Raw genomic sequence first — 20484 nt, 5'->3', positions numbered from 1 at the left:
GCGGTGTCCTTGAGATGCGATGCGGACTATAGCACGTGCGGCAGATTGCAACCCCGGAACGGCTTGTGCGGGGCCCCTCTCCGGCCCATGCTTGTCACGACGGCGCGAACATGGTGGTACTCGCGCATCCCATCCATCGACCAGCGGCGCCCGGATCGTCATGCCGAGTCTCTTTCGCTTTCTCGCAGCCGTCGCGATCATCGTCGGGACAATCTATGGCGGGATGCTCGCCCTGACCGTGCTGGTTCAACCGCAATCCCGCGAGATCAGCGTCACGGTCCCGCAGGAGCGCTTCAGCAAGCAACGCTAGTGGGTGGCCATGCCGCGCAGCGCCAGCAGATCCGACCACAAGCTGATCGCGTTGTTTCTCGACATGCTGGCGGCTGAACGTGGCGCCCGCCCTAATACGCTTGCCGCCTATCGCACGGATCTCGATGATTTTTCCAGCTACATCTCCGCGGCCGGACTCGGGCTTCTGGAAACAACGAGCGACGATCTGCGCGGTTATCTCGGCGATCTCGCAAGGCGCGGGCTGAGCCCCTCCTCCGTCGCGCGCAAATTGTCGGCGCTGCGCCAGCTTTATCGCTTCCTTTATGCCGAACGCTACCGGGCCGACGACCCTGCGGCGATCCTCGAAGGACCCAAGCGCGGTCGCTCATTGCCCAAGACCCTGTCGATCTCCGACGTCGACCGGCTGATCGCCGCCGCCCGCGAACAGACGCAGGATCCCGAACTGTCGGCGAGCGAGCGTCAGCGCGCCGCGCGCCTGCATTGTCTGCTGGAACTGCTCTATGCGACGGGCCTGCGGGTTTCGGAACTGGTCGCGCTTCCGGCCTCGGCCGCGCGCGGCGACCAACGCATGCTGCTGGTGCGCGGCAAGGGCGGCAAGGAGCGGATGGTGCCGCTCAACGAGCCGGCGCGCGAAGCGATGGCCGCTTACCGCGCGCTGCTGGCTGGCACCCGCCACCAGGACTCCAACTGGCTGTTTCCGTCCTTTGGCGAGGAGGGCCACCTGACGCGGCAACATTTCGCACGCGACCTGAAGGCTCTGGCTGCACGCAGCGGGTTGCGCGCGGACGCGGTCAGCCCGCACGTCCTGCGCCATGCCTTCGCCAGCCATCTGCTGCAGAACGGCGCCGACTTGCGCGTCGTGCAGACCCTGCTCGGCCATTCCGACATATCGACCACCCAGATTTACACTCACATCCTCGAGGAGCGTCTCAAAAATCTGGTCCGGGATCTTCATCCCCTGAACGATTCCGCCGAGCCGGCCGGCCAGAGACGTTGACCCGTAAAGCCCTGCTTTGCTTGACTTATGCCCGCCAAAGGGTCATGTGCGCCCGGCCCCGGGCGCACCGCCCGCAATCCCGCAAAAGCGATGCGCTCTTATCTCGATTTTGAAAAACCGGTCGCCGAACTCGAAGCCAAGATCGAGGAACTGAAAGCCGTCCAATCCGACGGCGGCGAGGTTCAGGTCGACGAGGAGATTTCGCGGCTCGAGACCAAGGCGGCCACGACCCTGCGGGAACTCTATCGGGAGTTGACCCCCTGGCAGAAGACGCAGGTCGCGCGCCACCCGCAGCGGCCGCACTGCCTCGATTTCATCAACGCCACCATCGAGGACTTCGTCCCGCTCTCCGGCGACCGGAAATTCGGCGACGACGATGCGATCGTCGGCGGGTTTGGCCGTTTCCGGGGTGAAAGCGTGTGCGTGATCGGGCACGAGAAAGGGTCCACCACCGAGGCCCGGATCAAGCACAATTTCGGAATGGCGCGGCCAGAGGGCTATCGCAAGGCCGTGCGCCTGATGGAGATGGCCGACCGCTTCGACATTCCGGTTCTCGCGCTGGTCGATACCGCAGGCGCCTATCCGGGGATCGACGCCGAGGAACGCGGGCAGGCCGAAGCGATCGCGCGTTCGACCGAGGCGTGCCTCAATCTCTGCGTGCCGAATGTCGCCCTGATCCTGGGAGAAGGCGGGTCGGGCGGGGCCATTGCCATCGCCACCGCCAATCGGGTGCTGATGCTGGAACACGCGATCTACAGCGTCATCTCGCCCGAAGGGGCCGCCTCGATTCTGTGGCACGACACCGGCAAGGCGCAGGACGCGGCGACCAACATGAAGATCACGGCGCAGGACCTGCTTCGGTTTGGCGTGGTCGACGAGATCGTCCCCGAGCCCGTGGGCGGCGCCCATCGGGACCCGGAGGGCGCGATCGCAGCCGCCGCCGCCGCGATAGCCGCGGCATTTGGCTCGCTCAAGGAGCTGGATCGGGCGACGGTGCGAAAAATGCGCCGGGACAAGTTCCTGGCCATCGGCCGCAACGCCCTCTGACCGGCGGCATATGGTACCGTCCTCGCCCCAGCATGCGCTCGGCCGTTAACCACAACATCGGCGCTGCCGCGATTCGGCCATAATCCCGCCGCCTTGAACAACTCTATTTCTGCTGATTTTACGGGTTGTTGATCGTAATATGGTCAACGGAGACGGGGGCTTTCGGGCCCTTGCGCAGTATGGGACGGAGGGGTAGCACTCTTCCTTTCCTGCTGGGGGAAAGGCCGATCGCGTGGGGGCCAAGGGTTTGACGTTGCGGCCTGTTTTGTTGCGGACGCTGATGGTGTCCGCCGCCCTGATCTGCGCTGTGTCGCTTTCCGGCTGCAAGTCAGACGGCTCGCTCCCTTACACCGCCGGCAAGTCCAACGCCCCGATTCCGCCGAGGCTGCTCGCGGACATTGCCGAAAAGAACATGGACGTCTCGTCACCGATTCTGGTGCGCGTCTTCAAATCGGAATCCGAACTTGAGGTCTGGAAGCAGGACCGAACCGGCCGCTTCGCTCTGTTGAAGACCTACCCGATCTGCAAATGGTCCGGCGATCTCGGGCCGAAGGTCCGGGAAGGCGATCGGCAGGCGCCGGAAGGATTCTACGACATCACGCCAGCCCAGATGAACCCGAACTCGCAGTTCTATCTGGCGTTCAATCTCGGCTATCCGAACGCGTTCGATCGCGCGCATGACCGCACAGGCGCTCACCTGATGGTGCATGGCGACTGCTCGTCACGCGGCTGCTACGCGATGACCGACGAACAGATTCTGGAAATCTTCGCGCTCGGTCGCGAGTCCTTCTTCGGCGGTCAGAAGTCCTTCCAGGTCCAGGCCTTTCCGTTCCGCATGACGCCGGCCAACATGGCCAAGCATCGGAACAATCCGCACATGCCGTTCTGGCGTATGCTCAAGGAAGGCTATGACCATTTCGAGGTGACGCGGCTCGAACCCAAGGTCAACGTCTGCGAGAAGCGCTACGTCTTCAATGCGCAGTCGCCCAATGGCGGCGCGCAGCCGCTCAATTTCAGCCCGCGCGGCGCTTGCCCGGTCTACGAGGTGCCGCAGGAGATCGCCTCCGCCGTCTACGAAAAGAAGCGCAATGACGACATGCAGATCGCTCAGTTGAGCGCGCGTGGTACGCCGACCGCGCCGATCAAGTCAGGGCGAGACGGCGGCATGCATCCGACTTTCGTCGCCAAGCTGCAGCCGCGCGAAATCGTTGACGAGCGCGGCAACGTCAAGCTCGTCGTCGACCGCAATGCGGCCGGCAATGTCATGGTCAGCGCGCCGGCATGGAATAACGACATCGCCAGCTCGCCTGTAGCGGCCGAGCCGGTTCAGACCGCGAGCGTGAGCGTGCCGCAGACCGCGCAACCGGCGACTCGCGACCTCAGCTTCACGGAGAAGCTTGGCAATTTCTTCCGCACCGGGTCCACCGATCCGCAGCCGGCGCAGGTCGCAGCCGTCGAAATGCCCAAGCCCGCGCCGAAGCGCGAGCGCGAGGGCATGAAGGCCAAGATCCAGCGCGTGGTCGGTCTGCGCGGCTCGAACCCGGCGCAAAGCGACGGCGAGGCCTCCGCAGCGAAACAGGCTGCTGCCGCCCCGCGTAATGCTCCGCAGGTCAAGACCGCGGAAGCCCCTGCCGCCCAGCCAGCGCCGGCGCAGAACGGGGTGATGAGCGGCGCCCAACCCGCCCCGTCCAGCAACAGCTTCGACAGCCGGTGGAGCGCGTTCCGCTAGGCGGACCCGTCCTGAGCGGCGCTGCCGTTCGAACCTGACCTCAACCTGACCTTGGTTGCGATCGGCCCGGTGTCGCCGACCTCTTCGACGTAACTCACCGCGTCGCCGCGCTTGAGGCGATCGAAGTCGCCGACCAGCACCGCATTGCGGTGGAAATAAAGCAGCCCGCCTTCCTTGGTCAGGACGAAGCCGTGGTCGCGCTCGGCTTGGACTTCCGCAACCTGGCCCAGGAATTCATTGGCGGCCTCGTGTGTCAGCGCTGTCTTGCGATCGGCAAGCCGCTCCTTGAATTCGCTGAGCTGACGTTCGGCGATACGGAAGGCTTCGTTGATGGCGTTGTGTAGATCGGGCCGTTGAAACCTGCGTTGCAAATGCTCGGGCTCGTGCGAGACCACGATATCCTTGTAGCCCGGAATGCCGATCTCGATGCGCACCACCGGCGGAATGGTCTGGTTCGCATTGTTCGCGCGTTGATCGACGCGAACGCGGCATGACGTCAGCCGGTTATAAATGTCTTCGAGCCGCGCGACGTGGTCTCGAATTTGGTCCTCGGCCCAGTCGGAATGATCGAGATTGTGAAAGGCGATTTCGAGAGGGACCTGCATCTGGTTTGCACTCGCTGGCTATATGAACGCCAACGCACGGCCCGAAGAAATTGTTTCGGCGGGCGTCGGCAGCCGTCCGCAGTGAAAAGGCCGGGCTCACGCCCGGCCTTCACTATTACCAGATTTGGGGCGCGACGGCGATGGACGCTCAGGCGAAGCGGCCGTGGCAGTGCTTGTATTTCTTCCCCGAACCGCAAGGACAGCTTTCGTTGCGTCCGACCTTGCCCCAGGTCGCCGGATTATTCGGGTCCCGATCGACCGCCCGTTGCGTGCCGTTGCCCGCCATCGCCGGCGACAGCGTCGCGTCCGCGAATGCCATCTCGTCCTCGCCGGTGAAGGGGTCGATCTTGTGGGCTTCCATATAGGGAAGCTGCTGTTGCGTATCCTCCGGCGGCGCCTGCACGATCTCAACCCGCATGAGCTGAGCCGTCACGCCTTCGCGCAGGTTCGCGATCATGGTTTCGAACAGCTGGAAGGCTTCGGACTTGTACTCGTTCAGCGGATCGCGCTGACCATAGCCGCGCAGGCCGACCACCTGACGCAGATGTTCGAGCATCACCAGATGTTCGCGCCACAGATGGTCGAGCGTTTGCAGCAGGATCGATTTCTCGACATACCGCATCACTTCCGGACCGTATTGCGCGACTTTTGCGGCCATGTGCTCGTCGGCCCGCTTGGTGATCCGCTCGCGGACCTCATCGTCGGCAATGCCTTCCTCTTTCGCCCAGTCCTGAATCGGCAGATCGAGGTTGAGGATGTGCTTCACCGCATCCTGGAGATTGGCGGTGTCCCATTGCTCGGGATAGGCGTTCTCGGGAATATGCTTGGAGACCAGCTCATCGATCAGCGCGTGGCGCATGTCGTTGACGGTCTCGGAAACATTCTCATCCTTCATCAGATCGATGCGCTGGTCGAAGATCACCTTGCGCTGATCGTTCGCGACGTCGTCATATTTCAGGATGTTCTTGCGCAGGTCGAAGTTGCGCGCCTCGACCTTCTGCTGCGCCTTTTCCAGCGCCTTGTTGATCCACGGATGGATGATGGCTTCGCCTTCCTTGAGGCCGAGCTTGGTCAGCATGCCATCAAGCTTGTCCGATCCGAAGATGCGCATCAGGTCGTCTTCCAGCGACAGGAAGAACTTGGAACGGCCCGGATCGCCCTGGCGGCCCGAACGGCCGCGCAACTGGTTGTCGATGCGGCGGCTCTCGTGGCGCTCGGTGCCGAGCACGAACAGCCCGCCAGCGGCCAGTGCCTTTTCCTTCAGCCGCGCCACCTGCTCGCGGATTTCCTTCTCGCGCCGCTCCCGCTCCTCGCCTTCGATGCCGACAAGCTCCTGCTTGATCCGCATGTCGGCATTGCCACCGAGCTGGATGTCGGTGCCGCGGCCGGCCATGTTGGTCGCAATGGTGATCGCGCCCGGCACGCCGGCCTGCGAGACGATATACGCCTCCTGTTCGTGGTAGCGGGCGTTCAGGATCGCGAAGACCTTGGCCTTCTGCGCGCCTTCATCGCCGGTATAGAGCTTGGCGAAGGCATTGGGATCGGTGAAATCGTGCTGCTCCCAGCCCTTCTTGCGCAGCATTTCCGCAAGCGTCTCGGATTTCTCGATCGAGGTGGTGCCGACCAGAACCGGCTGGCCCTTGGCCTTGCACTCTTCGAGCAGAGAGATGATGGCGGCGTATTTTTCAGCGTTGGTGCGATAGACCTCGTCGTCCTGATCGTCGCGGATCATCGGACGATTGGTCGGCACCTCGACCACGCTCAGATTATAGATGTCGAGGAACTCGTCCGCCTCGGTGAGCGCGGTGCCGGTCATGCCGCCGAGCTTCTCGTACATGCGGAAGTAATTCTGGAAGGTGATCGAGGCCAGCGTCTGGTTTTCCGGCTGGATCGGCTGATGCTCCTTCGCCTCCAGCGCCTGATGCAGCCCCTCCGAATAGCGGCGGCCCGGCATCATGCGGCCGGTGAACTCGTCGATGATCACAACCTCGCCGTTGCGAACGATGTAGTCCTTGTCGCGCTGGAACAGCTTGTGCGCGCGCAGCGCCTGATTGACGTGATGGACCGTCGATACGTTCTCGATGTCGTAGAGCGAATTGCCCTTGAGCAGCCCGTCGTCGCGGAACCATTGCTCCATCTTTTCCATGCCGGCTTCGGTCAGATTGACCGTGCGCTGCTTCTCGTCGACCTCGTAATCCGATTTGTCGAGGCGCGGGATATAGGCATCGATGGTGTTGTAAAAATCTGACCGGTCGTCGAGCGGCCCGGAAATGATCAGGGGCGTCCGCGCCTCGTCCACGAGGATCGAGTCCACTTCGTCGACGATTGCGTAAGCATGCCCGCGCTGGACCATATCCTCCAGGCGATACTTCATGTTGTCGCGGAGATAATCGAAGCCGAGCTCGTTATTGGTCCCGTAAGTGATGTCGCACTCGTAGGCCCGTTTGCGCTCCTCGTCGTCGAGACCGTGCACGATGATGCCGGTGGTCAGGCCGAGGAACCCATAGATCTGGCCCATCCATTCGGCGTCGCGCTTGGCGAGATAGTCGTTGACGGTGACGACATGGACACCGCGGCCGTTGAGCGCATTCAGATAGACCGGAAGCGTCGCCACCAGGGTCTTGCCTTCACCGGTCTTCATCTCGGCGATGCCGCCTTCGTGCAGGATCATGCCGCCGATCAACTGCACGTCGAAGTGACGCTGCCCGAGCACGCGCTTGCCGGCTTCGCGAACGGTCGCGAATGCCGGGACCAGGATGTCATCGAGGGTCTTGCCCTCCGCGAGCTGCTTCTTGAACTCGGCCGTACGCGCGCGCAATTCCTCGTCGGACAGCTTCGACAGCTCGGGCTCAAGCGCGTTAATCGCCTGGACACGCGGCTGGTAGCCTTTGATCCGCCGGTCATTGGCGGAGCCGAACAGCTTGCGGGCGACTGCGCCAAGCATGCGAAATCCTTCTCTTCAGGTGATCTTAGTTCGGACCGCTGGAACCGCGGTTTGGTTCAATGGGTTCGACACACGAAGTTGTGACACCAAGAAACCGCCAGACTGCCGAATGCAGATCCGCCCCGGAAATGGTCCAGCCGCGCGCCCCAATTTAACCGGATCGCGGGCAAGTTCGGGGATTGCGGCCGGAAACCTTGCAGAAATAGGAGGGGGTTACACCCTTGTCAATCAGAGCCAGAGGCCGCGCGATTGCCGAAATTTAAGCGACATCGGGCATTGCCAAGCGATATGCCTTGCGTAAGTGTCCGCCGCATTCAGCAGCCGGCCCAAGGCCAGCCCGAAGGAACGCCAATGAACCCGACCCACCCCGCCTATTTCCGGCTGCCGGCGCTTGCTGCGGCCGCGCTGCTCGCCCTCGCCGGAGCGACGACGAAGACGGTCGCGCAGACTGATCCGGTCGTCGCACGTGTCAACGGTACCGAGATCAAGGAAAGCGACCTGAAGGCTGCCGAAGAGGACGTTGGCGCTCAATTGCCGCCGATGGCTGAAGATGCCAAGAAGGACTATCTGACGACCTATGTCGCCGACATGATCCTCGTCTCCAAGGCAGCCGAGGCCAGGAAGCTGGGCGATACCGACGAATTCAAGCGCAAGCTCGCCCTCGCCCGCACCAAGCTGCTGATGGAAGCGCTGCTCCAGAATGAAGCCAAGGCGGCGGTCACCGACGAGGCGATGAAGAAGGTCTATGCCGACGCCATCAAGGATATCGGCAACGAGCAGGAAGTCAGTGCACGTCATATCCTCGTCGAGTCGGAAGACGAGGCCAAGGCCATCGCCAGCGACCTGAAGAAGGGCGGCGACTTCGCGGCCATCGCCAAGGAAAAGTCGAAGGACCCTGGATCGAAGGATTCCGGTGGCGACCTCGGCTTCTTCACCAAGGATCAGATGGTGCCGGAATTTGCCGAAGCCGCCTTCAAGCTCGACAAGGGCCAGATCTCCGATCCGGTGAAGTCGCAGTTCGGCTGGCACGTCATCCGGGTCGACGACAAGCGCGCCAAGCAGCCGCCGTCCTTCGACCAGGTGAAGGATCAGATCGAGAATTTCGTGCAGCGCAAGGCGCAGGCGGAGTTGATCCAGAAGCTGCGCGCCGACGCCAAGATCGAGAAAGTCGGCCAGAAGCCCGCGGACCCGGCCGCCAAGCCGGACGCGGCTGCGCCGGCCAAGAAGTAAAACCCGTCTCCGATCGGGGAATTGAACGGGACGCCACGGCGTCCCGTTTTATTTTTGTCATCGCGCCCGCTATGAGGTGAGCCGCCGGCACGCTGCCGCGCCAAGAGGCTCCCCATGTCCACCGCTGTCTCACCCCTTGCTCCCACGACCGTGCCCGAGATGCCGCCGATCGACGGCGTGCGGATCGCAACCGCGCAGGCCGGCATCCGGTACAAGAACCGGACCGACGTCCTGTTCGCGGCGTTCGACGAAGGCACGACCGTTGCGGGCGTTTTCACCCGATCGAAATGTCCTTCCGCTCCGGTGGAATGGTGCCGGGCCCATCTGAAGGGGGGGACAGCACGCGCGCTGGTGGTGAATTCGGGCAATGCCAATGCCTTCACCGGCAAGTCCGGCCGCGCGGCAACGCAACTCACGGCAAAGCTTGCGGCTGTGGCCAATGGCTGCAGCGTGAAGGAGGTGTTCCTGGCCTCGACCGGCGTCATCGGCGAACCGCTCGATGCGACGAAATTCGAAGGCGTCATGCAGACCCTTGAGCAGGATGCGGCGCCAGGTCGCTTCCTTGACGCCGCAAGGGCGATCATGACCACCGACACCTTTCCGAAGGTCGCGACGGCGACAGCGCGTATCGGCAAGACGCAGGTCACCATCAATGGCATCGCCAAGGGCGCAGGCATGATCGCGCCGGATATGGCGACCATGCTGTCCTTCATCTTCACCGATGCGCCGATCGGGGCGAATGCCCTGCAGCGCCTCTTGAGCGATGGCGTCGCCGACACCTTTAACGCGGTGACGATCGACGGCGACATCTCAACCTCCGATACCCTGCTCGCCTTCGCCACCGGCGCCGCGGCGACGCGAGGCGCGCCCAAGATCGCGCGGGCAACCGATCCGAGGCTCAAGGCTTTCCGCAAGGCGCTGCATGAGGTGCTGGCCAATCTCGCCGAACAGGTCGCGCGCGATGGCGAAGGCGCGCGCAAGCTCGTCGAGATCAAGGTGCAGGGCGCCGTCTCCGACAAGTCGGCACGCCGGATTGCCATGTCGATCGCCAATTCTCCGCTGGTGAAGACCGCCATCGCGGGTGAGGACGCCAATTGGGGCCGTGTGGTGATGGCGGTCGGCAAGGCGGGAGAGCCGGCCGACCGGGACAAGCTCTCGATCTGGTTCAACGGAATTCGCGTCGCCACCAAGGGCGCGCGCGACCCCTCGTATGATGAAGCAATCGTTTCGGAGACGATGAAAAAGCCGGAGATCGAGCTCACCGTGGCGCTGGGTCTCGGCAAGGGACGCGATCGCGTGCTCACCTGCGACCTGACCAAGGACTACGTCGCCATCAACGGCGATTATCGATCGTAATTTCTCCGCATGCTTTAGCACGCCATTAACACGCCTTTTCTTAAAGTGGACGACCCGTCGTGAGCGCCAGACTTCTGACCGTTGTCGCCTGTGCCCTCATCGATGCGGACGGCCGGGTGCTGATTGCCGAACGTCCGGCCGGCAAGGCGATGGCAGGTCTTTGGGAATTCCCCGGCGGGAAGGTCGAAGCCGGCGAAACGCCGGAGCAGACCCTGATCCGCGAGTTGCAGGAAGAACTGGGAATCGTCGTGAAGGAAGCTTGCCTCGCACCGCTGACGTTTGCGAGCCACGCTTATGAAGACTTTCATCTCCTGATGCCGCTCTATGTGTGCCGGCGCTGGGAGGGCCAGGTGAGCGCAAGACATCACGTGCGGCTCGCCTGGGTGAGACCGAACAAGTTGAGAGACTACCCGATGCCGCCTGCCGATGCGCCGCTGATCCCGCATCTGGCCGCACTGTTGTAGCGATGAGAATACGCCGATGAACCTGCGGACCCGTCACGGACAAGTCCTCCACCGCTTCCTGCGCGATGAGCGCGCGGCAACTGTTGTGGAATATGCGATGATCGCCGCCGGAATTGCCGCCGCGATCGTCGGCGCGGTGAATGCTCTCGGCGTTTCCGTCAAGGGATTATATGATGCCGTCGACGCTGCGCTGGGCAGCTAGTCGTCCGCTTCGTCCTTCACTCGCACTTCGACCGTCCTGAGCGCATCGGACAGCCGCGCCTGCGCCGAGCCGGGCCGCAGCGGCTTCTGCTGGCTCTCATGCGGCGCCCAGCCCGACAGCCACACAATGTCGAAGCTCGCGCGCAGACGTCCGTCCGGATCGCGGAATCGTTCGGCATAGATCTCGGCCATCCTGAGCAAGGTTGCCCGCTTCAGCGGAAGGCGCCGCCGCTCGACCAGTGCATTGGTCGCGCCCATGCCGCGCAGATCGCGCAGCAAATCCAGTGCGGTCGCATAGCGAACCGTGATGCGGTCGGTGTCGACCACCGGCAGCGCAAAACCCGCCCGTTGCAGCAACGCACCGAGGTCACGCAGATCCGCAAACGGAGCGACACGCGGCGACACGCCGCCTTCGATCTCGGCCTCCGCGGCCGCGAAGGATTGCCGAAGCTCGGTCAGCGACTCGCCGCCGAGCATTGCGGCAAGGAACAGCCCGTCCGGTCGCAGCGCCCGGCGGATCTGCACCAGCGCTCCGGGCAGATCGTTCACCGCATGGAGCGCGAGCGCAGATACCGCAAGATCGAGCGATCCGTCGGCAAAGGGCAGCGCCTCCTCGTCCGCTGCGACGAGCAGCGATTCCCCTGAATCGAGCATTGGGGCGAGCGGATCGACGCCGATCACCACGGGCGCAAGCTGCTGTTGTCGCAGCATTGTGCGCAAGGCGGGGCCGGGCGTTCCGATATCCGCGGCAACGGCAAAGTCGCGCTTCACCGCGAACAGCCGCTCGACCAGTTCCTGCGCCGCATGGGCCAACAGAAAATCCACCGCTCCGGCGCGCAGAGCACGCAGGCGGCGCAGCCGCTGCAGGCTGCGGTCGAACAGGCGGGGCGGCGGCTCTGCCACTTTCACGCGTCTCCTCGTGGCGCTACGCTCAGCGGATGCTCGGAACGGCTGGGGACCAACGCATATCCGCCCGCCTGTCGCAAATCGCGGCGGCCATGCGCGTTCCGTTTAAGCTCATTCTCGACACCGGACTACCGCAGCTTTGCCCTTCCTGCCGCGAACCGGTCGGCGACGGCGCCGGGCTCTGCGCCTCCTGCTGGTCGAAGCTGTCGCCGATCGAACGACCGTTTTGCGAGAAGCTCGGCATTCCCTTTACCTACGACCCGGGGCCCGGGATTTTCTCGATGCAGGCCATCGCCGATCCGCCCGCCTATGCGCGGGCTCGCGCGGCGGTGCGCTACGACGACATCGCCCGCACGATGGTGCACGCTCTCAAATATGGCGACCGGCTCGACCTCGCACCGATCATGGCACGCTGGATGCGACGGGCTGGCGCCGATCTTCTGAAGGACGCGGATGTCGTGGTGCCGGTTCCACTGCATTGGCGGCGGCTATGGGCCCGCCGCTTCAACCAGTCGGCGACGCTCGCAAAGCTCGTGGCTGCCGAGCTGGATCTGCCGGTCGCCTATTCGGTTCTGAAGCGGGTCAAGGCAACGCCGCAGCAGGTCGGGTTGTCGAAATCGGAACGCGCCAGCAATGTGCAAGGCGCATTCCGGGTAGACGCCGCCGGCAAGGCCGAGATCGCGCGCCGGCAGGTGGTCCTGGTCGACGATGTCCTGACCTCGGGCGCGACTGTCGACGCGTGTGCGCGGGCTTTGCTCCGGGCCGGCGCCCGGCAGGTGGACGTGCTCGTTTTCGCGCGGGTTGTCGACAGCGTGCGCACGCCCATATAAAGATTTCCTCGAAAACAAAGTCCCATGCCACCGGTCGAAATCTACACCACCGCCTATTGCCCCTATTGCGCCTGGGCGAAGGACCTCCTGGTGAAGAAGGGCGTCGCCTTCAAGGAAATTGATGTGGGCGGCAATCCCGGCTTGCGTGCCGAGATGCGCGCGCGCGCCCGCGGTCGCACCACCGTGCCTCAGATCTTCATCGGCGAGACCCATGTCGGCGGGTGCGACGACCTGTATGCGCTGGATGACGCGGGCAAGCTCGATCCTCTGCTGGCCCAGCCCGGACCTGCGGCATGACCCGATCGAACGGCACCTTCCGCGCCGGCCTGATCCAGATGCGATCCCGCCGGTCTCCGCAGGCCAACCTTGACGACGCGAGCGCGCTGATCCGCGAAGCCGCCGCGGGGGGCGCGCATTATGTGCAGACGCCCGAGATGACCAACATCATGGAGCTGTCGCGCGAGAAGCTGTTCGCCGCCATCGCTCCGGAAGAGAACGATATCTGCCTTGCGCGTTTCCGCGAACTGGCGCGCCAGCACAAGCTTTACCTGCATATCGGCTCGCTTGCGATACGGGTATCGGCGGAGAAGGCGGCCAATCGCTCCTTCGTCATCGATCCGCGCGGCGAGATCGTCGCGCGTTACGACAAGATCCATATGTTCGATGTCGATCTGGCCGGCGGCGAAAGCTATCGGGAGTCGAACAATTTCCGGCCGGGCGAAAGCGCGGTCCTGGTCGATCTGCCCTGGGCGCGTTTCGGCCTGACCATCTGCTACGACCTGCGTTTCCCGGCGCTCTACCGTGCGCTTGCCGAAGCCGGCGCGACGGTGCTGACGATCCCGGCTGCCTTCACGCGACAGACCGGCGAAGCGCATTGGCATACTCTGGTTCGCGCGCGCGCCATCGAGAATGGCTCGTTCGTGCTCGCCGCGGCGCAAGGCGGCGCCCACGAGAACGGCCGCGAAACATTCGGCCATTCCCTGGCCGTCGATCCGTGGGGGCGCATCATAGGCGAGCTTGGCACCGAGCCTGGCGTGATGCTGGTCGAGATCGACCCGGCCGAGGTTGCGGCCGCGCGCGGCAAGGTGCCATCCCTGCAACATGGCCGCCGGTTCGACATCATCGAGCCTTTGGCTGAACCGGCCCACCTGCACGTCGTCGGTGACCCGGCATGATCAAATACGCGCTCGTCTGCGAGCGAAAACACAATTTCGAAATCTGGTTCAGCGACTCCGCCGACTATGACCGGCAACGCAAGCGCGGCCTCGTGACGTGTCCCGTTTGCGATACCAAGAAGGTCGAGAAGGCGATCATGGCGCCAGCGATCAGTCGCTCTGCGCGCAAACGCAAGAGTGATGCGCCTTCCGCCCCTGCCGTCGAGGTGCCCGCGTCCGCGCCGGTCGCGATGATTTCGCCGCAGGAGCAGGAATTCCGCGCCAAGCTGAAGGAATTGCGCGACCACCTGACCAAGAATGCCGACAATGTCGGCAGACGATTTCCCGAAGAAGCGCGCAAGATGCATTACGGCGAAATCGAGCACCGTTCGATCTACGGTGAGGCCACGCCCGAGGAAGCCAAGGAATTGCGCGACGAGGGTATCGAGTTTCACCCGCTGCCCATTCTGCCTGACGAACGGAACTGAGCTTCGCGACCAGCCCTTGCGGTCGTGACACCGGCGTTGAGGTGAGGCCCGATGAGGCGTGGATCGCTCGTCCAACTGGTCATCCTGGCGCTGGGCATCGCGATCCTTGCGATGCTGGTCCTGCCTTACGCGCGCTATCACCTTCTGTCTCAGACAGCGCAGCGGCCGATCACGCCACGCGGCGATCTGTCGAGCCTCGAACAGAGCACCATTTCGCTTTTCGAGCGAGCATCACCTTCCGTCGTGCAGATCGTTGCGATGCGGGACGCCGGAGGCTTCGTTGCAGGAGACGAGACCGCAACCGGAACCGGCACCGGCTTTCTGTGGGATGCCGCCGGCAACATCGTGACCAATGCCCATGTGGTGCAGAATGCGACGCGCCTCGCCGTCAGAACCTCCGAAGGCACGATCTACAATGCCGAACTCGTCGGCGCCGCACCGGGCTATGATCTCGCGGTGGTGCGCGTCCTGAATTTCGTCAGCTTGCCGGCGCCGCTGCCGCTCGGCACATCGGCCGATCTGAAGGTCGGACAACTGGTATTTGCCATCGGCAATCCCTTCGGCCTCGATCAGACATTGACCACGGGCGTCATCAGCGCGCTGAAACGGCGCATGCCCACGGCGGGCGGGCGCGAGATCGCCGATGTGATTCAGACCGACGCTGCAATCAATCCAGGAAATTCGGGTGGGCCGCTTCTCGATTCCGCCGGTCGCCTGATCGGGGTCAATACCGCGATCCTGTCACCGTCCGGGACAAGCGCCGGCATCGGATTCGCGATTCCCGTCGATGTCGTGAACCGCGTGGTGCCCGAATTGATCAAGTCAGGGCGGGTGCGTACGCCGGGGATTGGCATCGTTGCCGCGAGCGAAGCGGTCGCCTCGCGAGCAGGCATCGACGGCGTGATCATCGTTCAGACCATGCCGAATTCACCCGCGGCGAAAGCCGGATTGCGCGGCGTCGATCCGCGTACCGGCGCAATCGGCGACGTGATCGTTGCCGCGGACGGCAAGCGGATCCGCAAGCTATCCGACCTCACCGATATCCTGGAAAGGATCGGCGTGCCCGGCCAGATCCGGCTGACCATCCTCCGCGACGGCTCGGAACGCACAATTACGGTCGAGACTGCGGACATTTCGCAGCGATAGTTTCGGCTTACTTCGTTCAACTTTGACTCAGTGTTGTCACATCAGTTGATTGCGCCGCCCGCGTGTGGGCAACTGAATTCGCTCAAGCATTGGTTAACGCGAAGCAAAAAGCACAAGCTTTACGGCATCCAACGAGTGAGACGCGGAGTCGCGCGAGAATTGCCGACACGCACGCGAGCGATGACATTTTTTTACCGCTCGTGTCGATCGCCGCTCGCCACATCACGGTCTCATTCGGGCGGCAAGCGCGCGCCGTTCTCCAACAACACAGGGATTTCCAGAAGATGCAGGCTCGAGCCTACGCATTGGCGTTTGCAATTTGTCTTTCCTTCGCAGGTGCGGCGCATGCCGAATCCGGCATCGCATCGGTCTATGGCAACGGCGACGGATATGCCGGCCGGAAGACCGCTAACGGCGAACGTATGAACCCGTCAGCCATGACGGCTGCGCACCGGACCCTTCCGTTCGGAAGCCATGTTCGCGTCACCAACAAGAAGAACGGCCGCTCGGTGACGGTCCGGATCAACGATCGGGGCCCCTTTGTGCGCGGGCGTGTCATCGACTTGTCCCCGGCGGCTGCACGGGCGCTCGGATTTGCCGGTCTCGCCCCTGTGGCACTGTCGCGGTAATTTCATCTTCGACATTGTGATGTTCGGGAGCCCTCGTTCAACGTGAACGGGGGCTCCGGCTTTTTGGCAGAGCGACATCCCGCCTGGTCGCGTCAGTGCGCCCAGATCAGAAGCACGACGCCAGCGACAATCAGAACAATGCCAACACCCTCTCGCGCCGTGGTCTTGTGGCCGAAAACGAAGCGAGAGATCGCCTGCGCAAACAGCACTTCAACGAGCGCGAGCGTGCGCACGCTTGCCGCGGTCGCCAGCGCAAAGGCCAGAAACCAGAATTGCGACGCGGTCGCTCCCATGAAGCCCGCGAACAGAGACGGCCGCCACGCCTTGACGATGGCGCGCATGACGTCGGGGCTCCGCCACATCAGCCAGGCCGAGAGCAGTACCGCCTGCATCAGCAAGCCCGCAGTGAGCGTGAAGGTCGCCGCCATCACGTAGTCGGACAGTCCGAGACTGAGAATGCCGCCGCGGTAGCCGATCGCCGACAGGGCAAAGGCGGCACCCGAGGCGAGGCCGATCAGCGTCGGGCGCCAGCTTTGGTCCGAAGCCGCACCGCCCGGCTTGAGCGACATTACGACCACGCCGGCCGTCGCGATCAGGATCGCGGTCACCATCCCGAATGTCAGCTTGTCGCCGAGAAAGATCAGGCCGAACAACGCCACCTGCACCGGCTCGGTCTTGATATAGGCGATGGTGACGACGAAGGATCGCTCGCCCATGGCCATCAGCATCAACGCCGTGGCCAACACTTGCGCGCCCATCCCGAGCAAAACCCAGAGCCAGAAGACAGGCGGCGGCGACGGAAAAGCGGCGCCGGTGACGAGCAGAAGACCGCCCAGAAACAGGACAGCGAACGGAAAGCCGAACAGGAAGCGCACATGCGTCGCGCCGGCGGTGCCGAGGGTCGCGGTCAGTTCGCGCTGCATGGCATTGCGAATGGTCTGTCCGCCAGCCGCGAGCAGGGTGAAGACGATCCACAACCAGCCGGTGTCGGACATTTACGGCAATCCGCAGCGCCTAGTGTCTGTCATCGCCCGCGGAGGCGGGCGATCCAGTCAACGCCCGCCGGCCGATACTGGATGCCCCGCTTTCGCGGGGCATGACAGAGGATAAAGCGTGGCGCGAGGCTCCCACACTCACACCGTCTCAAGCTCGCGCGCCTTGCCGTTGGCGTCCCATTCGGTGATCGCGCCGCGCTCGTTGTCGACGAGGGTCAGCAAGTCGAAATAGCGGATCGTGGGATAGCCCCCGGTGCGCTTCTTCACGGCCTCGCGCCATTCATCGTTATGCGCCCGTTCGGCTGCCTCGATGGAAGGCCAGATATAGAACCCGGCCCCGGTGCCGGCGGCATCCCCGATGCCCCAGAGGAAATGCTTGCGCACGAGATCGGGATTGGCCGCCCATTTTCCGACCACCCCTCGCACGGCATCGAGCTCCTGCTCGCGGGTATGTCCATCCGGGAAAGAGAAGGTGACGAGTTCGACGATCATGGGCGGCTCCTCAAGAGATCAGGGCGTCATCATCGCATAGCCGACGACGCGACGGAAATCGTTGGCAACGGGATCACGAACCGCGCGTCGCGGCGAGCATGTAATTGACGTCCATGTCCGACGACAATTCCCAGCGGTCTGCCATCACGCGATACACCACACCGCGCTCGTCCACGACCCTCAGGCCGGCCGCCTGCATCGCCGCCTCCAGTTCCGCGGGCGTCACGAACTTGTCCCAGCGATGGGTCCCGCGCGGCAGCCAGCGCAGCACGTATTCGGCGCCCACGATGGCGAGTGCGAAGCTCTTCATCGTGCGATTGAGCGTTGCGGCAATCATCATCCCGTTCGGACGCAGCATCTCGGCGCAGCGCCGCACGAACAGGCCGACATCGGCGACATGCTCGACCACTTCCATCGCCAGGACCACGTCGAACTTCTCGTGCTGGTCGGCGAGCACTTCGGCCGTCACAGGACGATAGTCGATTAAGAGGTCGGTCAGGGAGGCGTGGCGGCGGGCCACTTCGATATTGGCCTCCGAGGGGTCGGCACCGACCACATTCGCGCCAAGCCGCGCGAGGGGTTCGGACAGGATGCCGCCGCCGCAGCCGATATCGAGGATCCGCAATCCGGACAGGCAACCGATCTGACGCGCGTTCCGCCCGAAATGGATCGACACCTGATCGCGGATATAGCTGAGCCGCACCGGATTGAACTTGTGCAGCATCGCCATCGGGCCGCGTTCGTCCCACCATTGCGCGGCGAGCCTGGAAAACTGTTCGACCTCACCCCGGTCGACCGTGGTCGCAGCTTGCTTCGGCATGAACCTCACCCGCACTCCCGGACCCCAGGCAACCATACCCCCCGGACCGCCGGAATCCCAACATGCCCCTTCTAGCGACCGGCCGCAGCGCCGCCATCAATTTTCGCTCAGTTCGGTGCCTTGCAGGAGCGGCATGGCGCCGCTATGAAAGCGCCCGCGCCCGGCGTCTCGCCCCAGCCGCGCGTTGAGGGTTCATCAGGGCGCCGATCCTTTCATGTCACGTCTCGTGCTGAAATTCGGCGGAACGTCGGTCGCCGATATCGACCGCATCCGCAATGTCGCGCGCCATGTGCAGCGCGAATACAAGGCCGGCCACGATGTGGCCGTCGTGGTCTCCGCCATGGCCGGCAAGACCAACGAGCTGGTCGCCTGGTGCAAGGACGCCGCGCCGATGCATGACGCGCGCGAATACGACGCGATCGTCTCGTCCGGCGAGAACGTGACCGCGGGCCTCCTTGCCATCGTCCTGCAGAATATGGGCATCAGCGCCCGGTCCTGGCAGGGCTGGCAATTGCCGCTTTACACCACCAATGCGCACGGCTCGGCGCGGATCACCGACCTCAACGGCTCGGAACTGGTGAAGCGCTTCCGCGAGCGCAAGGAAGTCGCGGTGATCGCCGGCTTCCAGGGCGTCCACAAGGAGACCAACCGCATCACCACGCTCGGCCGCGGCGGTTCGGATACCTCCGCGGTGGCGATCGCGGCGGCGATCGAAGCCGATCGCTGCGACATCTACACCGACGTCGACGGGGTCTATACCACCGACCCGCGCGTGGTGCCGAAGGCCCGGCGCCTGGACAAGGTGGCGTTCGAGGAGATGCTGGAACTCGCCTCGCTCGGCGCCAAGGTGCTGCAGGTCCGCTCGGTCGAACTTGGCATGGTGCACAAGGTCAAGATCTTCGTGCGCTCCAGTTTCGACAAGCCGGAAGACATCGATCCGCACGGCATGCCACCGGGCACGCTGATTTGCGACGAGGAGGATATCGTGGAGCAACAGGTCGTCACCGGGATCGCCTTCTCCAAGGACGAGGCGCAGATTTCAATCCGCAATGTCGAGGACAAGCCTGGCATCGCCGCCGCGATCTTCGGCCCGCTCGCCGATTCCAGCGTCAACGTTGACATGATCGTCCAGAACGTCTCCGCCGACGGCAAGACCACCGACCTGACCTTCACGGTGCCGGCCGCCGATTATCAGCGTTCCATGGACGTGATCCAGAAGTCGAAGGACGCGATCGGCTTCCAGCGCGTCGACGGCGCGACCGATGTCGCGAAAGTCTCGGTGATCGGCATCGGCATGCGCAGCCATGCCGGCGTTGCCGCGCGGGCCTTCAAGGCTTTGGCCGAGCGCAACATCAACATCCGCGCGATCACGACGTCCGAGATCAAGTTTTCGGTGCTGATCGATGCGGCCTACACCGAACTTGCGGTGCGGACGCTGCACTCGCTGTACGGCCTCGACCAGGCCTAGAGGCAATCAGCGCGCGCGGTCGAGGCGCGTCACCATTCTGGCGCCGTCCCAGACCTCGAGCGGAAGCCCGTTCTGCCGCTGCTTCGCGAGCGCCAAAGCCTTGGCGTCGTCGGGCGCGTCGATTTCCTCGACCCGGAGGAAGTGGCCGTCATCACCGACCGTGTAGATCCGATAAAGCATCGGGCATCGTAGCACGCCTTGGATACGGATCAACCCTTTGAAAATACTGATGTATTTTACCAATACACAGCAGAATTTGCGTTCTGTGAAGTGTTAGCTAACTTATGTTTTTGAGTAAGTAGCTCAAACGAGGCAACGACGATGCCGCCGGTGCGAGAGCAGCGCCTGCAAATCATGCTGTCACCTCAGGAATTGGCTCTGGTCGACGATTTTCGGTTCAAGAACCGAATGCCGAGCCGCGCAGCCGCAGTGCGGGAGCTCCTGAATATCGGCCTGACGGCGTCCGGCAGCGTCGCCGCGACCGACGGCGTCAAGTCATCGGATTTCGGTATTTTCGGTCGCGGCGCCCATAGCCACGACGGCGAAGCCTAGAGTTTCGGCACGCAAAGCTCCGCCGCCCCTGTTCTTTGCGGCGCGGGGTTCGCCGTAGGGCTGTCTCGCATTCCTTCCCCTGGATAACCCAAGGGCGCGCGGAACGCCGGGCTTTCAGCCAAGCCCATGGCCTCATGCGC

Annotated in this window: 23 protein-coding genes; 16 read left to right on the top strand and 7 right to left on the bottom strand. The window is 63.6% G+C overall.

Annotated features, from left to right (window positions below):
• The first annotated feature begins 160 nt into the window (after nt 1–160).
• From VN004_RS14295 to VN004_RS14280, 4 genes are all read left to right on the top strand, one after another.
• Nucleotides 161–310, top strand: a complete 150-nt coding sequence (locus tag VN004_RS14295; protein WP_325611236.1) for a histidine kinase — start codon at nt 161–163, stop codon at nt 308–310.
• A 9-nt stretch (nt 311–319) separates the two neighbouring features.
• Nucleotides 320–1288 (top strand): site-specific tyrosine recombinase XerD, encoded by a 969-nt coding sequence (locus VN004_RS14290; RefSeq protein ID WP_325611233.1) that lies wholly within the window; start codon nt 320–322, stop codon nt 1286–1288.
• Between the two features lie 90 nt (nt 1289–1378).
• Nucleotides 1379–2335: an acetyl-CoA carboxylase carboxyltransferase subunit alpha gene (locus VN004_RS14285; protein ID WP_325611230.1), complete on the top strand. Its 957-nt coding sequence runs from the start codon at nt 1379–1381 to the stop codon at nt 2333–2335.
• Between the two features lie 280 nt (nt 2336–2615).
• Nucleotides 2616–4064, top strand: a complete 1449-nt coding sequence (locus VN004_RS14280; RefSeq protein ID WP_325611228.1) for a murein L,D-transpeptidase family protein — start codon at nt 2616–2618, stop codon at nt 4062–4064.
• On the opposite strand, the gene VN004_RS14275 is transcribed toward VN004_RS14280, so the two are convergent.
• Nucleotides 4061–4669: an HPF/RaiA family ribosome-associated protein gene (locus tag VN004_RS14275; RefSeq protein ID WP_325611225.1), complete on the bottom strand. Its 609-nt coding sequence runs from the start codon at nt 4667–4669 to the stop codon at nt 4061–4063. The two genes, VN004_RS14280 and VN004_RS14275, sit on opposite strands and share 4 nt — an antisense overlap.
• A 148-nt stretch (nt 4670–4817) precedes the next feature.
• Entirely contained in the window at nt 4818–7613 is a 2796-nt protein-coding gene (secA, locus tag VN004_RS14270; protein ID WP_325611222.1) for a preprotein translocase subunit SecA, read from the bottom strand.
• 351 nt (nt 7614–7964) lie between these two features.
• Between secA and VN004_RS14265 the strand changes: the two genes are divergently transcribed.
• The 4 genes from VN004_RS14265 (at nt 7965) to VN004_RS14250 (ending at nt 10865) form a co-directional block, all read left to right on the top strand.
• A complete protein-coding gene (locus VN004_RS14265) occupies nt 7965–8843 on the top strand; it encodes a peptidylprolyl isomerase (protein WP_325611220.1) in 879 nt (292 codons plus the stop codon).
• Nucleotides 8844–8957: 114 nt separating this feature from the next.
• Complete coding sequence (gene argJ, locus VN004_RS14260; RefSeq protein WP_325611217.1) at nt 8958–10199, top strand: bifunctional glutamate N-acetyltransferase/amino-acid acetyltransferase ArgJ; 1242 nt, start codon at nt 8958–8960, stop codon at nt 10197–10199.
• Between the two features lie 59 nt (nt 10200–10258).
• A complete protein-coding gene (mutT, locus tag VN004_RS14255; RefSeq protein ID WP_325611214.1) occupies nt 10259–10663 on the top strand; it encodes an 8-oxo-dGTP diphosphatase MutT in 405 nt (134 codons plus the stop codon).
• Between the two features lie 16 nt (nt 10664–10679).
• Entirely contained in the window at nt 10680–10865 is a 186-nt protein-coding gene (locus VN004_RS14250) for a Flp family type IVb pilin (protein WP_325611212.1), read from the top strand.
• Here VN004_RS14250 and VN004_RS14245 read toward each other — a convergent pair.
• A complete protein-coding gene (locus VN004_RS14245; protein ID WP_325611267.1) occupies nt 10862–11767 on the bottom strand; it encodes a class I SAM-dependent methyltransferase in 906 nt (301 codons plus the stop codon). The genes VN004_RS14250 and VN004_RS14245 overlap by 4 nt on opposite strands.
• A 95-nt stretch (nt 11768–11862) precedes the next feature.
• Between VN004_RS14245 and VN004_RS14240 the strand changes: the two genes are divergently transcribed.
• From VN004_RS14240 to VN004_RS14215, 6 genes are all read left to right on the top strand, one after another.
• Nucleotides 11863–12600: a ComF family protein gene (locus tag VN004_RS14240; protein WP_325611210.1), complete on the top strand. Its 738-nt coding sequence runs from the start codon at nt 11863–11865 to the stop codon at nt 12598–12600.
• 24 nt (nt 12601–12624) lie between these two features.
• Nucleotides 12625–12897 carry a glutaredoxin 3 gene (gene grxC, locus VN004_RS14235; RefSeq protein WP_325611208.1) on the top strand — a complete coding sequence of 91 codons (273 nt, stop codon included), beginning with the start codon at nt 12625–12627 and terminating at the stop codon, nt 12895–12897.
• The gene (locus tag VN004_RS14230) at nt 12894–13775 is read left to right on the top strand and encodes a carbon-nitrogen hydrolase family protein (RefSeq protein WP_325611206.1); all 882 of its coding nucleotides are present in this window, start codon (nt 12894–12896) and stop codon (nt 13773–13775) included. The genes grxC and VN004_RS14230 overlap by 4 nt, the downstream gene beginning before the upstream one ends.
• Entirely contained in the window at nt 13772–14242 is a 471-nt protein-coding gene (locus VN004_RS14225; RefSeq protein WP_325611204.1) for a DUF1178 family protein, read from the top strand. Before VN004_RS14230 ends, VN004_RS14225 begins: the two co-directional genes overlap by 4 nt.
• A 51-nt stretch (nt 14243–14293) precedes the next feature.
• Nucleotides 14294–15388: a S1C family serine protease gene (locus VN004_RS14220; protein ID WP_325611202.1), complete on the top strand. Its 1095-nt coding sequence runs from the start codon at nt 14294–14296 to the stop codon at nt 15386–15388.
• A gap of 284 nt (nt 15389–15672) precedes the next feature.
• Nucleotides 15673–16017, top strand: coding sequence for a septal ring lytic transglycosylase RlpA family protein (locus tag VN004_RS14215; protein WP_325611265.1), 345 nt, complete (start codon nt 15673–15675; stop codon nt 16015–16017).
• Nucleotides 16018–16109: 92 nt separating this feature from the next.
• Here VN004_RS14215 and VN004_RS14210 read toward each other — a convergent pair whose 3' ends face one another.
• The 3 genes from VN004_RS14210 to ubiG all read right to left on the bottom strand — a co-directional run bounded on the left by VN004_RS14210 (nt 16110) and on the right by ubiG (nt 18324).
• On the bottom strand, nt 16110–17012 hold the full coding sequence (locus tag VN004_RS14210; protein ID WP_325611199.1) for a DMT family transporter: 903 nt from the start codon (nt 17010–17012) through the stop codon (nt 16110–16112).
• Between the two features lie 138 nt (nt 17013–17150).
• Nucleotides 17151–17504, bottom strand: a complete 354-nt coding sequence (locus tag VN004_RS14205) for a hypothetical protein (protein WP_325611197.1) — start codon at nt 17502–17504, stop codon at nt 17151–17153.
• 73 nt (nt 17505–17577) lie between these two features.
• On the bottom strand, nt 17578–18324 hold the full coding sequence (ubiG, locus tag VN004_RS14200; RefSeq protein ID WP_325611195.1) for a bifunctional 2-polyprenyl-6-hydroxyphenol methylase/3-demethylubiquinol 3-O-methyltransferase UbiG: 747 nt from the start codon (nt 18322–18324) through the stop codon (nt 17578–17580).
• Nucleotides 18325–18538: 214 nt separating this feature from the next.
• Here ubiG and VN004_RS14195 point away from each other — a divergent pair, with 214 nt between their 5' ends.
• Entirely contained in the window at nt 18539–19792 is a 1254-nt protein-coding gene (locus VN004_RS14195; protein WP_325611193.1) for an aspartate kinase, read from the top strand.
• Between the two features lie 6 nt (nt 19793–19798).
• Here VN004_RS14195 and VN004_RS14190 read toward each other — a convergent pair whose 3' ends face one another.
• Complete coding sequence (locus VN004_RS14190) at nt 19799–19972, bottom strand: hypothetical protein (protein WP_325611191.1); 174 nt, start codon at nt 19970–19972, stop codon at nt 19799–19801.
• Between the two features lie 141 nt (nt 19973–20113).
• On the opposite strand from VN004_RS14190, the gene VN004_RS14185 reads away from it, so the two are divergent.
• Nucleotides 20114–20344, top strand: a complete 231-nt coding sequence (locus tag VN004_RS14185; protein WP_325611188.1) for a hypothetical protein — start codon at nt 20114–20116, stop codon at nt 20342–20344.
• The last annotated feature ends 140 nt before the right edge of the window (nt 20345–20484 follow it).

It is taken from the genome of Pseudorhodoplanes sp. (assembly GCF_035565855.1).
GTDB lineage: Bacteria > Pseudomonadota > Alphaproteobacteria > Rhizobiales > Xanthobacteraceae > Pseudorhodoplanes.
The sequence above is the reverse complement of the archived record's forward strand: the minus strand, read 5'-3'. Positions and strand labels throughout refer to the sequence as shown.